This is a genomic window from Promicromonospora sukumoe (assembly GCF_014137995.1).
GTDB classification, from domain to species: Bacteria; Actinomycetota; Actinomycetes; order Actinomycetales; family Cellulomonadaceae; genus Promicromonospora; species Promicromonospora sukumoe.
Map to the genome: position 1 here is coordinate 1,855,476 of NZ_JACGWV010000001.1, position 14,748 is coordinate 1,870,223.

The window sequence follows — 14,748 nt, forward strand, 5'->3', positions numbered from 1 at the left end:
GAGCTACATGAGTCGACGTGCTTTGCGCCACATCCTCGGCGCATTCATGGTGATGTGTGCTGTCGTGGCAAGCTCCGCCACGCCTGCAGCCGCGAGTTCCGATCCCGTCCCGGCTGGATCGGATGACGTCTACGTGCTGAGTAGCGACGAGCGTGCAGTTCTTGAGCAGAGGTTTGTCGATCTGGGCATCGATAGCGAGGCCCGCCCGCGCCTGCTCGCGCAGTTGGAGCGGGGGCAGCTCCCTGACTCTGCTACGGGCTCCAACGAGGTGAGATCTTGGACCGAGGACCGCGATGGCGGCACCGCCACGATCGTCGAATACGCAGACGGCTCTCGCGCGATCTCCGGCTCGCGGCCGCTCGGCACCGATGATTCTGGGGTCATCGTTCCCTACGCCCACAATTGCGAATCGCAAGACGGGGCGGGAATCTGGATCTATGGCCCTTGCCAGATCTACCTCGAAGACTTGATTTCCTACGCAGGATTCACCACCTCGTGGAGGTTCAGTCTCGTTGATGAAGTTCCCAACGAGATCCTGCGCGCCGACTCAGACGATTGCCGCGTCTTTCTCGGTTCTGTCAGCGAATGTGAGCTGACCGTCAATCGCGAAGTTCCAATCCCCGGAGATCCGGCGATCGCCAGACTGAACTACACGGCGGCCCTGCTGGACGATCTCGGCAGCGTGTCGGGTTCGATGTGGCTTGAGGTCCTTGTTGATGGCTGGGGAATCAACTGGACCAATCCGCCGCTCTGACGATTGGTAGACGCGTGGACGAGTGGGCCGGGTGAGCCCGCAACCGCCAGATAGGGGGCCTGTCCGCAAGCGACCGCTTGCGGGCAGGCCCCCGCTATCTGCTAGGATGATGCAAAAATGGAAGGATTGGTCCAGTGTTTGGATTGTCCCTGTGGGAAGTATTGCTCTTCGTGTTTCTCGCCATTCTGGCGGTGACTGTTATTATCTCGATTGCGATATTTCTGGCGCTCCGCGCGAGAGATGCCATGAAGGGTTCTGGTCCTTCTCGGGAGACTGGCAGTTCTGACGCCTCGGAGCACTGAGCTTCTAACGGGTGGCGTCGTGGTTCGTCAGGCGGCCTTTCGCTGACCTCGTGGACTCGGCACTGCCTCTCAGCCCCGCCTGCGAGGGCTTGGTCGAATGCTTTGGTCGAGACGTTGCGCTCTCCGAGATGCCTTGCGCTCTGGCCGTCATCTTCTGACGTGTTGGTACTTTTGGCACGGCCAAAGCGTTGCCGTGGCGTCGCTTGATGCCAGCGAGGCGTGACATCTCCGGCCAGATCCCGGAGCGGAAACCGGGCCATGAGGGGTCGTTGTGGAACGGGCGCCGACTCCACCCGAAGTAGTGGCTGAGGCTTGTCGCCTCAGCCACTACCAGAAGGTGCCAATCGTCAGCCTGGATAGTTGTTCGCGATCAGAAGGTCTGCAGTTCCCAGCCTGTGGCGAGTTCGATGCGAGCAGGCTCCGTCACCCAGGCGGTAGTGCCGCAGAACCGCCCCTCGTCAATGCCGTTGCACGTCGCCTCGGAGCTGATGGGGCCGGCGGAGACGATCGCAGCGGCGTAACGCAACGTGGTGCCGCCGCTACTAGCGATGATGTACCCGGGTCCACCGCTGTCGCCCTGCCCAACGGCTGCGATGGTGCCGCTCCGCTCAGTCTGGAAGCCGCGGATGGTGCCGCCGCCGTCCGGGTCCTGCCACGTCCAGGGGCGGGCGGTGACGAAGCTCCCGCAGGTGGTGCCGCTGTAGGAGCCGCCGTAGCAGATCTCGGTGCCGATCGCTGGGGTCGCCTGCGAGTCGATCGGCGCAACGCTTCCGCTGTTCCACGGGCCGGTGTAGACGTAGGGCTGGCTGCCAGGATGCGTGATGATCGCGCCGTCATCGCTCGGGGCTTCGGCCACCTCGCTCCCGATTAGGTAAGTCGGCAGGTCGGTGCCGCCGTAGACCGTCCAGTCGTTGCCCAGTGGTCCGCAGTGGTTGGCGAACATCAGTCCGGTCTGGCTTGGGTTCGCCGGGTTGTAGACGGCGAAGCCGGTAGAGCAGTAGTTCGTCAGGAAGACGCCGTCCAGGTGACGAATTCTCGCCCCGCCCAGCCCGTAAGTGTCGTACTGCCGGTTGAGATCAAGGTTCGTCGCTTCTCCGGTCTCGAATGAGACGGGGATACCCTCGACCGACTCCTGCAGGACCTCTTGAATTGTGCCGAGAGCCTGGGCGTCGGCGCCTGCGACGACAGCATCGATCCTGTCCCCGCTGGGAGAAGGACCCGCAGCGACCACGTCGATGGCACCGAGGTCGGCTTCGACCAGCTTCTGCGCTGCTTGCGTCAGTTCCGCGGCGGAGAACTCCATCGACGAGACCTCGGCTTGGACTGGGGCCTCGGCCACGATCGAGGTCAGGGCCGCGGTGGGAGCGCCGTGCCACCAGACCGTGATCTCGGTCCGGTCGCGTGAGAACTCGACGCCACCGAAGTCCGGGTGGTCGGCGAAGCGGTCGTTCACCTCCTCGCTGAACTCGACCATCTCTACGGAGACGGGTGGTGCGACGAGTGCATCGAGGTCTGGTTCATCGCCAGCGGTGTACTTGGTGATCTGGTCCTTCGGCATGTCTTCAGGGGGCACCGTGCTGGCTGGTCCTACAGCTCCAGCAAGGAGAACGGCACACGCCCCCGCAGTAATGATGACAAGCGGCTTTCTGAGCATTGCGAGCTTCACCTCAACCCTTGATCGGTCGGTAGGAGACGCCAGCGAACCCGACACTGTGGCAGCTGTCGCCTCGCTGGGCGCCGTGCTTTCGTGCCTGAAATGTCGCGTATCAAACGTAACTTCCTCCGCACCGCAGGGTCGAGCAATCGCCAGAACTTCACCCGCCTCCCTGCGCCGGCCAAGCGGCACGCGCTGGGTCGGTATCGCTCGCGCCAGCCGCTTGTGACTATCTCGGGTGGACAGATGGGTACGGTGGCCGACCCGCGGCCTCACCCAGGCACGCCGCCCCAGGTGACGAACTGGGTGGCGAGGACGCCGAGGACAGCAAGACCACCAAGCGCGAGTATTGCTCCGACCGCCCGGCGTTGGGCGACCGTCATCAAGAGGAACACCACCGTGCTGTAACCCAGGGAGATGACAACTGCTGAGATGAAGGCCGGCGTAAACCGTGCGTGCGGCCAACAACCAGGTGGCCCTGGGTAGATCAGCGCACAGGCTGTCCCTGCGTCGGCCGGGTAAGCGAGTCGCCAGATGTCCACAAGAGCCCAGGCCGCGATCACAGTGGCGAGGACAATCTCGACCGTCAGCACGAAAACACCGACGGTGCGTCCGGAAATCTGTGTCTTCGCGTCGGCCTCTCCCACGACCTGGAAGCCTATCCAACGTGAGCGCGGACGTTAAGGCCTGGTAGAGGTGTTTGCTGACCCTTCATTTCGGCGGAGGTCGTTGCTTGACCGGACACGGCTATCCTCGCGCCCAGTCGCGACCAAGGGCAGATCGCCTGTAGCCGATGTCTGCTCGGGCTGGGCGGTCAGGCGGGATACTCAAGCAGTAGCGCGAGTCGTTGACTTCGCCGATGTGGTGGACTTCGTCGCTGTGAGGAGCAAAGAAGGCAATCGCCGCCCGGGGCTTGCCTGCCGAGGAACCCATGGATCGAGTTACGGAGCAGGTATTGGTAGGCAGCGACCTTGAGCTCGTCCGGTTCGAGAGCCCGGTGGCCAACTCCCGCGGGCTTCATGTCGGTGTCTTCGGACTGGCGAACGGGCTTGCGAGAAGTGGCGCACTGACACCCGAGGACCACGCCTGGTGGCGTCGCAGCAACGACTGGTGCAACGCTGCATACCCTGATCCATCCGCGGTCGACCCGCTCGTCTATGACCGAACGGTCAACCCCGGGGCGAAAGCCTGGTTCAAGGGCACGGCGACACATTTAATCGACAAGACACGTGAGTACCTGGTGCTCCTCGATCGGTACAACGTTCCGTGGGTCGAGCGGAGTACCACAACGCCGGGACGAGTGGTCTACGAGGATGACGTCCAGGTCGTTGCAGTGCTTCTACCCACCTGAGGTAGACAAGCGTGCACAGAAGCGGCGCGCGCCCCACGGGGAACGCGCGCCGCAACGGTCGGGCGCATTGCGGCTGTGGGGCTATGGCCTCGCAGTGGGTGGCTGTGAACCAGCGCTACGGCTACCAGCGCGATGGCTCGAGCCGGGTGTGAGTGTCTCGAAGATGGTGGCGGTGCGGGTGTCGATGTTCGTGTCTGGCTCGATGTAGTGCTTCTGGGTGATCTCGCTCGACGTGTGGCCGAGGAGCTGGGCGGCGAGGTCGGCGCCGGCGGCACGGTTTATCGTTGTCGCCACCGTCCGCCGGAAGGAGTGCGGTGTGACCCCGGTGATGCCCGCGGTAGCGAGGACGTCGCGCAGGCGTCGTCGGATGTTGTTCGTCGTCAACGGCGTTCCGTTACGGGTCCGGAAGACCAGGGTGTCGGGTTCGTGGCCGGCGAGATCGACCATGCGGTCCCTGAGGGCGGTGGCGGTGTAGGTCGGGATCGCGATCCGCCGCACCGATGTCCGCGTCTTCGGATGCGGCTGCCGGTAGGTCGGCTTCCCCTTCGGGGACACGATCGTGCCCGAGACCTGCAGGGTGGCGGGGGTGGTGGTCAGGTCGATGTCGCACTTCCGCAGGGCGAGGACTTCGCCGATGCGCAGTGAGGAGCCGAGCATGACCTCGATGATGACCTCCAGCTGCCCGTCCGGCTTTGGCCCGGGCGTCTTGGTGTCTCCGCGGCGCCAGGTGCGGGCCGCGGCCCGGATCGCCTGAATCTCCTCCAGGCTCAACGCCGTGGCCTGAGTGACGGGCCGCTTGAGTCGCTTCGTGCCCGTGACTGGGTTCTTCTCGATCGCCTCGTACCGGTGCGCCATGCCCAACGCCAGGTTCAGGACGACCTTGGCGTGCTTGGCCCGGGAGTAGGACTGGTGCGCCAGGGTGCGCAGGAACCGGTCGACCTTGCTGATCGTGATCTCACGCAGCACGAAGTGCTCGAATGCCGGCAGCACCAGCGTGCGCATGTCGCGCTCGTACAGATCCTTGGTGCCCTGGGCGAGGTCGGGGTCCAGATCGAGGTCCTCGAGCCACACCTGGACCAGCTCGGAGAACGGGCTGTGGGGGTGCAGATCGCTGACACCGGCGACGATCCGGGTGCGGTGGGCGAGCTTGATCTTCAGCTCCTGCTCCGCGGTCTCGGAGCCAGCGCTGGTGGCCTCCACAGGACGCAGGACCCCGTCCGGGTCCCGGAACCTCGCCCGCGCGGTCCACGACCGGGGGCCGTTCTTGGTCGTGTTGATGCTGCCGAACGTTCCGATCGGGATCCGTGACCTAGCCATGGCGAATCACCGGCCCCGCAGACCGGAGGAGGAGAGGCCGCTGGGGCTCGTGCCCGAGTGCTGTGGTGGTGTTCGATGCTCGAAGCCTGTCGAACCCGACAGGACGCGACGGAACCCGAACCAACCTTGGTGCGGGGGAGGGTCCACCTGCGTCGGAGCGCTCAAAGTGGAGAGTAAATGGAGAGTGGTTCAAGTCTCAGAGACCCTTCAGGCCCGGGATTCGTTGGAATCCCGGGCCTGATCTGTCGGGCTGACAGGATTTGAACCTGCGACCCCTTGCCGTGGGCCAAGCTCCACGTGACCTTGCCGCCAGGCACGCGAGGCTGCTGCTCGGCCGCTAGCCTGAACCCGCGAGGCGCCCGCCTCGCGAACCGAGGAACACAGCCCTCCTTGCTGTTCATATCGTGCCCGTTGCTCGCCTCTGGCAGTAACGACTACCGACGGACGAAACCCAACCAGTGCCCAATCTGACCTGGTCAGTGGTGCCAGGCCAGGTCAGCGCTACGAAGCGCAGTCATGGGGCAGAGCTATCCACAGATTTTGACCAGTTCGGGTCAGGAACCTAGCGCGGGTGGCGCCATTCTCGTTGCCGTGGATGCCTGTCTGCCACCGTGACGCCTCGTTGACCTGATCGGTGTGGGGTTCGTCAGACACGGAACTGGCCGCGGACCCCCGCGGAACGGTCTGACGACAGCACCCGCTGTCTTCCTCAGCTCGGTGGAACGTCATTGGACGTTGCCCGGAAGGGGCGTCCGCTGCCCACGCGCACTGCAGCCATGCCTCAGACGTATCGATGGCCGAAACCTCACGGTCACCGCCGAGCGAGGTTCCTTGCAAGGTCTGACGCCGAAGCTGAGGCCGAACTGAGCTCAGGGGCACCGGCCCCAAAATCTGGCCGCCTGTGTCACGGCCGTGTAAAAACTCGTGGCCACTTCCGGCCAGTGGCCTGGACCGGTCGCTGACGCTCTTGCTTCCTGGCCGTGACGCTGACTAGACAGCCTTCATGCAACCGGAAGCACCTGTCGTGCTGCCGGGCGACCGAGAGGCACGGCCAACATGTATCGAAGAGTGATCGCAGGTCTCGTCGGGGCGATCGTAGGTGTCACCACCACGGAGATGGCCGCCGCGTCGAACGACCCGTCCGACACCACGCCGGCAACCCTGGGGAGCGCGGCGACGTCCGTCACCCTGCTCACCGGCGACACCGTACGCGTCACGGCGCTCGACGGCCGCCGGTCCGCGACGATCGAGCCGGCCGAGGGGCGCGAGGCGGTCACCGTCCACCAGCTCGAGATCGACGGCGAACTGCACGTGCTGCCCCAGGACGCGCTCCCGTACGTGGCGGACGACGCGCTCGACCTGGAGCTGTTCAGCATCGACGCGCTGATCGACCAGGGCTACGACGACGCCTCCACGGACACGCTGCCCGTGATCGCCACGTACGGCGAGGGCATGCGGGCGCAGGACGTCGAAGCCTTCGCCGGGGCTGAGCCCGAGAACCTGCTGGAGAGCATCGACGGCCAGGCGCTCGCCGTGGACAAGAGCCGGGCCGGGGGCTTCTGGGCCTCGATCACCTCGGGCGACGTCGGCGCGGCGTCCGCCGGAGGGGCGGCGGACCTGGCCGGCGGCGTCGAGAAGCTGTGGCTCGACGGCAAGGTGGAGGTCGACCTCCACGAGAGCACGGCGCAGATCGGCGCGCCGGCCGCCTGGGAGGCCGGGCTCGACGGCACCGGCGCCACCGTCGCGGTGCTGGACACCGGCATCGACGCGACCCACCCCGACCTCGTGGGGAAGGTCGTCGCGCAGGAGAACTTCACGCCCGAGTCGTCCCCGTACGACGGCCACGGGCACGGTACCCACGTGGCCGCGACCGTCGCCGGCACCGGCGCGGGGTCCGGCGGCCTGCGCGCCGGAGTGGCCCCGGGCGCTGACCTGATCGTCGGCAAGGTGCTGGACGACTCGGGGAGCGGCTCCGAGTCGGAGGTCATCGCCGGCATGCAGTGGGCGGCGGAGTCCGGTGCCGACGTCGTGAACATGAGCCTGGGCGGTGACCCCACCGACGGCACCGACCCGATGAGCCTTGCCGTGGACGAGCTGTCCGCCGCCCACGACACGCTGTTCGTCGTGGCGGCGGGCAACAGCGGCCCGGGGGCGTCGACCGTGGGTTCGCCGGGCGCCGCGACCACCGCGCTGACGGTCGGCGCGGTGGACCGGGACGAGAGCCTCGCCGAGTTCTCCAGCCGCGGCCCCCGCGTGGGGGACCTGGCCGTGAAGCCCGAGATCACGGCGCCCGGCGTCGGCATCGTCGCCGCGCGTTCCGGCGGCACCAGCATGGGCACCCCGGTCGACGCCCTGTACACCGGGGCGAGCGGCACCTCCATGGCCTCGCCGCACGTCGCCGGAGCCGCGGCGATCCTGGCCGCGCAGCACCCCGGCTGGTCGTCGTCGGCGCTGAAGGACGCACTGGTCAGCACCGCTGCCCCCGCCGACCTGGGCGTGTACGAGCAGGGCGGCGGCCGGGTCGACGTCGCCCGGGTCACCACCCAGGAGGTGGTCGCCACCGGCTCGCTGAGCCTGGGGGCCTTCGACGACGGCGACACCGACACCGTCACCCGCGACGTCTCCTGGACGAACTCCGGTGACACGGACGTGGAGCTCGACCTGGAGCTCGCGCTCACGAACGCCCGGGGCGACTCGCCGGGCGACGCCATCACGGTCGACGGTGACACCGTCACGGTCCCCGCGGGAGAGACGGTGACCGCTCCGCTGACCGTGGACGTGGCCGCACTGCCCGTGGGCCAGTTCACCGGGTGGCTCACGGCCAGGGCCGGTGACGTGGTGGCCCGCACCACGGTGGCCGTGACCAAGGACCCGCCGGTGCACACCGTCACCCTCCGCGGCCTCGGCCGGGACGGCAAGGACGCCCAGGCCTCGCCGGTCGCCCTGTTCGGCGCGGACCCGCGCTTCGACGTCGTCACGTTCGACTCCGCGACCGAGACCCGCACGATCGAGCTGGCCGAGGGCACCTACTTCCTGCACGCCGCGATCGACGGCGCCGACGAGCGGGACACCTCCGTCGTCGTCGACCCGGACCTGGAGGTCACGGGCGACATGGAGCTGGTGCTCGACGCCCGCACGGCCAACCACGTCGAGATCGAGACGCCCAAGCCCTCCGTGGCACGCGGCACCCTCGGGTTCACCACCTACCGGCAGCTCGGCTCGCGGTCCTTCACGAACTCGACCATGAAGTTCGACGGCACGTCGGACATCTATGTCACGCCCACCGACCGCGCGGAGGGCGGGGAGTTCGAGTTCACCTCGCGCTGGCAGCTCTCCGCGCCGATGCTGCGGGCCGAGGAGCCCGGCCTGCGGGGCCTGTCGCTGACGCCCCGGTACGAGCAGCACTCGCCGGAGGCCGACGTACGGGGCTTCGTGCCGGTGGTCGACGTCGGCCAGGGGCGGCCCGAGGACTACGCCGGCCGTCGCGACGTGCGCGGCGCGATCGCGGTGGCCCACCTGGAGGACAAGGGCGCGACGGACGACGCCGTGGCCGCCGCCGTCCGGGCCGGTGCCGTGCTGCTGCTGATCGCCCCGCCCGCGGACGACCTGTGGTGGGTCAGCTTCACGGGCCAGGGACCCCGGATGGCGCTGCCCACGGCGGTGCTGTCCGCCCAGGAGGCGCAGCAGGTGGCCGACCGGCTGGAGCGGGGCTTCCCGAAGCTCCGGCTGCGGCTCGACGGCGACCAGCAGGTGCCCTACCGGTACGACGTGGTCCAGGTGTCGGCCGACCGTGTGCCGGAACGCGTGCGGCACACCGTGTCGTCGAGGAACACCACGACGGTCACGGCGAACTACCACTCCATGGGTGGTGAGGACTGGGCCAAGGAGCAGCGGTTCGCCTGGCGGCCCTGGCAGTCCACGACGATTGTCGAGCGCCAGCACGAGCTGAGGGAGGCGCAGTCGCGCACCGAGTACGTCTCCTCGGGCGACCCGGACACCCTGTGGCGCCAGCACGTGCTGCACTACAGCTCTTGGGACTCCTTCAACCCGCTCATCGGCGGCTCGGTCCACGACACGCGCACCTACCGGCCCGGTGAGCGGATCACCTACGACTGGTTCGGCGGGGTGCAGCGCCCGGTGGTCGGTGGGGCGCAGCGCACCGGTGACTCGCTGAGGCTCGACGCCGCGGAGTTCGTCCAGGGCCCGGGGGAGACCTACCAGCGGGCGGCCGTGCCCGAGGAGTCCACGAGCCGGGTCCTGGAGGACGGCGTCGTGATCGGCGAGGGCGCCGGCCTGTCCGGGACGTACCCGGCCACGAAGCGGTCGGCGACGTACCGGGTGGAGCTGAGCACCCGGCGCGACGACCCGGAGTGGACCTTCGGTACCGCCACCGACAGCGTGTGGACCTTCCGGTCCGAGCGGCCACGCTCCGGTGCGACGTCGTCGCTGCCGCTCATGCGCGTCGACTACGACGTGCCGGTCGGCCTCGACAACCTGGTGAGCACCAAGGGCTCCACCCACGACGTGCGCCTCACCGTCGCGCACCCGGGCGTTCAGCGGGCCCCGCGGGTCACCTCGGTCGAGGCGTGGGCGTCGTTCGACGACGGCCGCACCTGGGACAAGGTGCGGGTCGACCGGCACCGGGACGGCTTCGACGCCGAGGTCCGCCACCGGGGCCAGGACGGTCCGGTCTCGCTGAAGGTGCGGGCGACGGACTCCGACGGCAGCACGGTGACCCAGTCGGTGGTGCGGGCCTACGGGCTGGACTGACCGGGGGAGCCTGGCCGACCTGTCGGCGGGCCCACCCGAAGGGACGCGTTCCCGGGAGGGTGGTCCGGCCGACAGGTCGTGTGTGCTACGGCAGCGCAATGTCATCGACCTGGGTCAGTTGGTGGATCCTGCCTCCGAACGTCTGCGAGGCGGGCGCCGAACGGGGCGCCACTCGTTCTGGCAGTGCACACTTCACAGCGGTTCCGGTCGTCCGCCCGCAGACGCGTGTTTCGTCGGTGGGGCATTCACGCCTCCCAGACAAACGTCAGCGCCACGCGTACATTGACACGCCTGGAGCCAGGGTGAGCGGTTGGTGCCAACCAGCCCGCGTCAATGTCCAGCCCATCGGCTTGATCAGCGGCTAGCGGTGCCTACATGAAACTGGCGACTGCCCGCCGCAGGTGGTCTCTACGGCGGGTTGTTCGGTTGTGCTCAGTCGCCAGTTACGTAGCGAACCACCTTGATGAGTTGTTCGAAGGTCTCGTACCGGCCAGGGTTCTCTTGGAGAAGCCACAGGTAGGTGTCCGCTTCCGTGTCGGAGACGGCCCCGGCGCGGATCTTGTCGTCCAGCTCGTCGCGCAGTTGCTCGTCGAAGCCGGGCAGTGTCATGGTGCTCGTCGTCTTGCGTACCTTCGCCGGGGGGTGGATCGATCGGTAAGAGGGGGCGTCACCGGCGGGCTCAGCCCGCGGTCGGGAGCGGCGGACGCCGTCGGCCAGATCCCGGGCGACGAGAGCGAGGTTGTCCAGCCGGTCCTGCCATGGTTTGTGCGTCAACAGCGCGCGCACCAGGGTCGAGTCGACGATGACGCCGTCGGCCCATCTGCCGACCTCGGCCGCCTGATCACCGGAGGAGATGCTCAGGGCGACGCACACCCTGTTCGCTCCCGCGTTCCGGGCGTTCTTGACAAGTTCCTCGGCCTGTTTCCCTATGGCCTCGTGGGTCGCCGTGACGTCGATAGTGGAGGCCGCGTACACGAAGCCACGTGACAGCTGTGCCGTACCGGCCAGGGCATCGAGCCGCGAGTTCGCGTTCGGTGCCATCAGGAAAATGAGGTCCAAGCCGTGCCGATAGCTGGCCGCGAGCCATTCATCGGTTTGGTCCGGAGGCAGGTCCGGGGTGATCAGTCCCGCCCCGCCGGCTTCGGCCAAGTCGTGGACGAAGCGGTCAACGTCGTAGCGCGCGATCGGGTCCCAACAGGTCGTGACCAGCACCTCGACGTTCGGCGTGTGCTGACGCAGCTGCTGCACCGCCTCGAAAAGGTGCTCTGACCGCGTCCTGGGTGCCTGTGCGGCTCGGTGGGTCTTGGGTCCGTCAATCATATGATCGGGGATCCCCAGCTCGATGATGTCCACGCCATTGTCGGCCAGGACCATCAGCGCCTTGATGCTCCGTGCCGGGTCAGGGAACCCGAGTGGCAGGTACCCGACCAGTGCGGGGCGGCCTTCTTGCTCGACCAGGCGGTCCAGTAGTGCCGCCGTCCTGCTTCCGCCCGATCCCACAGTTCTTGACCCCTCGCCATGATGTGTTCTGTCTCGTTTCTGCCTTGTCACAGGGCTCCGGTCACTTGGCTCGTGGTCTCGAGCGCAGCGCGGCTCTCGTAGCGATGGTCAACGCCCTGCCCACCGCGGGGTCACGTTGTGCCTGGTCGATGAGCGAGCTCATCATCGCTTCGAGCTGTTGCGGTTCCTTGCTCGCGGCTCGCACCAGGTCGTACATCACTTCCGAGTCGGCCCGAGGTGTTCGCTCGTTCATCGAGGTTCCTTTCCAACGCTTGGTGAAGCAGTGAAGGGCAGTAGGTGAAGACAGCGACGGGTGCATCCATGGCTCTCTCCTCGCCGTTCATGCAGGCGCTCCGTCGGCGCGACATAGCCGACCGCGCGCCCGCTGGCCTCGTCGGGTTGTCGCCGAGGCGTTCGTTTCATGCGTGCTGACCGAACCCACCGCCACCGGAGTCGCGCCACTGGGTTGGCAGGGGAGAGCGACCCTCTCTCGGCGTGGAGACCGGCCAGCGTATTCTATCCCTCACGGTACAGAATGAGGGTAGGGTGTCCCCCGTGGCAGGAACGGAATCGATGAAGGAGGGGCTATGGCTGTCGACACTCCCGAAGGTGCGGTGACCGGTAGTGCTCGGTTGGAGGCGCCGGGATGGCTGGAGATTCTGACGGGAGGTGCCACTTATGCAGCGGCCTTCCTTCTCGTGGCCGTGCTGCTGCCACTCGTCGAAGATCCCGCTGTCCATGGCATCGTAGGGCTCGTCGTATCGGGTGCGATGGGGCTCGTCGCGTTCTCTGCTGCGGTCCTCGTCCGGATCCGAGGGCTCTCGGCCTTCGGGATCCGGCGGGCGAAGCCGCGCCACCTTGTCGTCGCTGCGCTGCTCGGCGTGGCCGCGTACGTCCTGGGCACGGTCGCTGCGATCGTCTACATGGTCGTCAGTGGCGACACGCAGAACGTCCAGACGAGCTACCAGGCTGCTGCTGCGGGCGGCTGGTGGTCGCTGGCCTTTGCGATCATCGCCGGTGCCGTGCTCACACCGCTGGGCGAGGAGGCGTTCTTCCGCGGTGTGCTCGCCAACGCCTTTCTGGCGCGCTACAAGGCATGGATCGCAGTGCTCGCCAGTGCCGCGATCTTCGCGGTCGCCCACGGCATCAATCCCGTGCTGCCCGTGGCGTTCGTCGTCGGCGTGCTGACCGCGCTGCTGTTCCGCTGGTCGGGATCGATCTGGCCCGGCGTCCTGCTGCACGGGGTCAACAACGCGACGGCGCTGCTCGTCCCGCTCCTTGTCACCCGTGCCGGGGTATAGCGACGGCCGCGGAGTGTCGGCGGTGTGACGCGTTCCGGTCGCGGGCGCTCGCCGCTGCAACATAACGATCAACAAGATGAAGGCACGCACAAGGAGGAGACATGGCGAAGGCTGTCCCGGGCAGGATCACGCATCAGTACGAGGGCGAGCTGGTGGTGTTCCACATCGGTATGACGTTCAACAGGTGGTGGCGACCGGACCTGTGGTGGCCGGTCTTCTTCTCGATGCCGGCGATGATGCGTGAGCTCGACGAGGACCCGGACTCGGGTCTGCTCGGCTACGAGCTCCTGGTCAATCGCCGAGGGCCGTTCGCGGTGCAGTACTGGTCCTCGCTCGACAAGCTCTACGAGTACGCGTCCGCCGGCTCGCGCAGCCACCGGCCGGCGTGGGCGCGGTTCAACGCCATGGCGAGGAAGCACCCCGAGGCCGTCGGGGTGTGGCACGAGACCTTCGTCGTCGAGCGGGCCGAGAGCATGTTCGTCGGGACGCCGGCGATGGGCCTGCCCAAGGCGACGAAGGTGGTCCCGGTGGGTAAGGGGCACCAGAGCCCCAGCGCTCGCGCCCGTATGGCGGGCGGTGCGACGTCCGGTCGATCACCGGATCAGTGATCACCCGAACCGGGGTGTGATTAGCCGTCTTTCCGTACCATTCGATGCAGATGAGAGAGGCGGGGCTGCCTGTGGGCGAGGTCGAGAACGAGGCTGTGGTCCTGACCTTCGCGGAGCACGCTTCGTTGTCGCGCTACGCCCTGCGCCGAGATGGTGAGCTGGTTGCCACCCTCGACCACCGCGACGACGGTATGACCGTTGCCGCTCGTGCTTACACCGTGCTGGCCGTGCATGGGCAGAGCCATGCGGGCGAGATCACCAGTCGTGCGGTCACTGCGATCGAAGCGCGCGGCGGCCGCACGGTTCGGGCAGAGCGTCCGTATGTCGCGGCATGGTTCCGGCGGCACCCGGAGCGCGCCGACATCCTCGCGTAGTTCGAGGGGCTGCTCACCCGCTGCGTGAGCGGTGTCTTCTCGGCCTGCGAAGGTGCGCGGGGGTCGCGTCGAGCTCGCTCGGACGCGGCGCTGTTGGCCTGCGGCGGCGGGGGCTGAGCGCCTCCGTCCCTGCCGGGAACTGGCTCACGAACCTGCCGGCGCCCGGGTGATAGGGCGTCGACGGAGTCAGGCTTGAATTCTGTACTGTAAGGAATAGAATCTTGCGGGGCGGGGTTCCAACCCCACAGCGACGGCAGCAACGGCCCAGCCCGCGAAGCACGTCGCGACCCATCACCACCGCAAGTGCACAGCACCCGGCACCGCCGGGAGAGAAAGGAAGATCACCATGACCACGTCCGAGTCCGAGGTCCGCGACGTCTTCGAGCGCTACATCCAGGCCCTCAACGCCCACGACTTCGACCGCATGACCGAGTTCGTCCACGACGAGCTCATCGAGAACGGCAAGCCGGCCACCCGCGCCGACATCATCGCCGAGCTCAAGGCGCACGGAGACTCCGTGCCGGACTTCGAGTGGCGGCCCCAGGACATCGCCATCGACGGTGACCGCGTCGCCGCCCGCCTGTACAACAAGGGCACCCACACCAAGGAGTGGTTCGGCGTCGCGCCCACGGGCAAGACGTTCGAGTTCGCCGAGTACTCGTTCCACAAGGTGCGCGACGGTCGCTTCTACGAGATGAACTACCTGATCGACTCACAGGCGGTTCGCGACCAGCTCGACGTCTGACACCCCAGACCTAGAGGCAGCATCCCTGGTGGCGTCCGGTTTCCGAGCCGAACCCCGGCTCGGAAACTGGAC

General features: G+C 67.3%; 12 protein-coding genes. 7 read left to right on the forward strand and 5 right to left on the reverse strand.

The window, feature by feature from the left end:
• Nucleotides 1-7 precede the first annotated feature (7 nt).
• Nucleotides 8-754 (forward strand): hypothetical protein, encoded by a 747-nt coding sequence (locus tag FHX71_RS08205; protein ID WP_182615231.1) that lies wholly within the window; start codon nucleotides 8-10, stop codon nucleotides 752-754.
• Between the two features lie 672 nt (nucleotides 755-1,426).
• Here the strand turns inward: FHX71_RS08205 and FHX71_RS08210 are convergent.
• Together FHX71_RS08210 and FHX71_RS08215 are read right to left on the reverse strand one after the other, a co-directional pair.
• Nucleotides 1,427-2,614, reverse strand: coding sequence for a chymotrypsin family serine protease (locus FHX71_RS08210; RefSeq protein WP_182615232.1), 1,188 nt, complete (start codon nucleotides 2,612-2,614; stop codon nucleotides 1,427-1,429).
• 368 nt (nucleotides 2,615-2,982) lie between these two features.
• Nucleotides 2,983-3,357, reverse strand: a complete 375-nt coding sequence (locus FHX71_RS08215; RefSeq protein WP_182615233.1) for a hypothetical protein — start codon at nucleotides 3,355-3,357, stop codon at nucleotides 2,983-2,985.
• Nucleotides 3,358-3,641: 284 nt separating this feature from the next.
• Here FHX71_RS08215 and FHX71_RS08220 point away from each other — a divergent pair, with 284 nt between their 5' ends.
• Nucleotides 3,642-4,061, forward strand: coding sequence for a hypothetical protein (locus FHX71_RS08220; protein ID WP_182615234.1), 420 nt, complete (start codon nucleotides 3,642-3,644; stop codon nucleotides 4,059-4,061).
• 81 nt (nucleotides 4,062-4,142) lie between these two features.
• On the opposite strand, the gene FHX71_RS08225 is transcribed toward FHX71_RS08220, so the two are convergent.
• On the reverse strand, nucleotides 4,143-5,378 hold the full coding sequence (locus tag FHX71_RS08225) for a tyrosine-type recombinase/integrase (RefSeq protein WP_182615235.1): 1,236 nt from the start codon (nucleotides 5,376-5,378) through the stop codon (nucleotides 4,143-4,145).
• Nucleotides 5,379-6,446: 1,068 nt separating this feature from the next.
• On the opposite strand from FHX71_RS08225, the gene FHX71_RS08230 reads away from it, so the two are divergent.
• Nucleotides 6,447-10,148: a S8 family peptidase gene (locus FHX71_RS08230; protein WP_182615236.1), complete on the forward strand. Its 3,702-nt coding sequence runs from the start codon at nucleotides 6,447-6,449 to the stop codon at nucleotides 10,146-10,148.
• Between the two features lie 432 nt (nucleotides 10,149-10,580).
• Here the strand turns inward: FHX71_RS08230 and trpA are convergent, their stop codons facing one another.
• A complete protein-coding gene (trpA, locus tag FHX71_RS08235; protein ID WP_312876965.1) occupies nucleotides 10,581-11,699 on the reverse strand; it encodes a tryptophan synthase subunit alpha in 1,119 nt (372 codons plus the stop codon).
• Between the two features lie 10 nt (nucleotides 11,700-11,709).
• Nucleotides 11,710-11,901 carry a hypothetical protein gene (locus FHX71_RS08240; RefSeq protein ID WP_182615238.1) on the reverse strand — a complete coding sequence of 64 codons (192 nt, stop codon included), beginning with the start codon at nucleotides 11,899-11,901 and terminating at the stop codon, nucleotides 11,710-11,712.
• Between the two features lie 334 nt (nucleotides 11,902-12,235).
• On the opposite strand from FHX71_RS08240, the gene FHX71_RS08245 reads away from it, so the two are divergent.
• The 4 genes from FHX71_RS08245 to FHX71_RS08260 all read left to right on the forward strand — a co-directional run bounded on the left by FHX71_RS08245 (nucleotide 12,236) and on the right by FHX71_RS08260 (nucleotide 14,676).
• On the forward strand, nucleotides 12,236-12,949 hold the full coding sequence (locus FHX71_RS08245; RefSeq protein ID WP_182615239.1) for a CPBP family intramembrane glutamic endopeptidase: 714 nt from the start codon (nucleotides 12,236-12,238) through the stop codon (nucleotides 12,947-12,949).
• Nucleotides 12,950-13,050: 101 nt separating this feature from the next.
• Nucleotides 13,051-13,557: a DUF4188 domain-containing protein gene (locus FHX71_RS08250; protein ID WP_182615240.1), complete on the forward strand. Its 507-nt coding sequence runs from the start codon at nucleotides 13,051-13,053 to the stop codon at nucleotides 13,555-13,557.
• Between the two features lie 71 nt (nucleotides 13,558-13,628).
• Nucleotides 13,629-13,931 carry a GNAT family N-acetyltransferase gene (locus FHX71_RS08255; RefSeq protein ID WP_312876966.1) on the forward strand — a complete coding sequence of 101 codons (303 nt, stop codon included), beginning with the start codon at nucleotides 13,629-13,631 and terminating at the stop codon, nucleotides 13,929-13,931.
• 346 nt (nucleotides 13,932-14,277) lie between these two features.
• Complete coding sequence (locus FHX71_RS08260) at nucleotides 14,278-14,676, forward strand: ester cyclase (protein ID WP_182615241.1); 399 nt, start codon at nucleotides 14,278-14,280, stop codon at nucleotides 14,674-14,676.
• The last annotated feature ends 72 nt before the right edge of the window (nucleotides 14,677-14,748 follow it).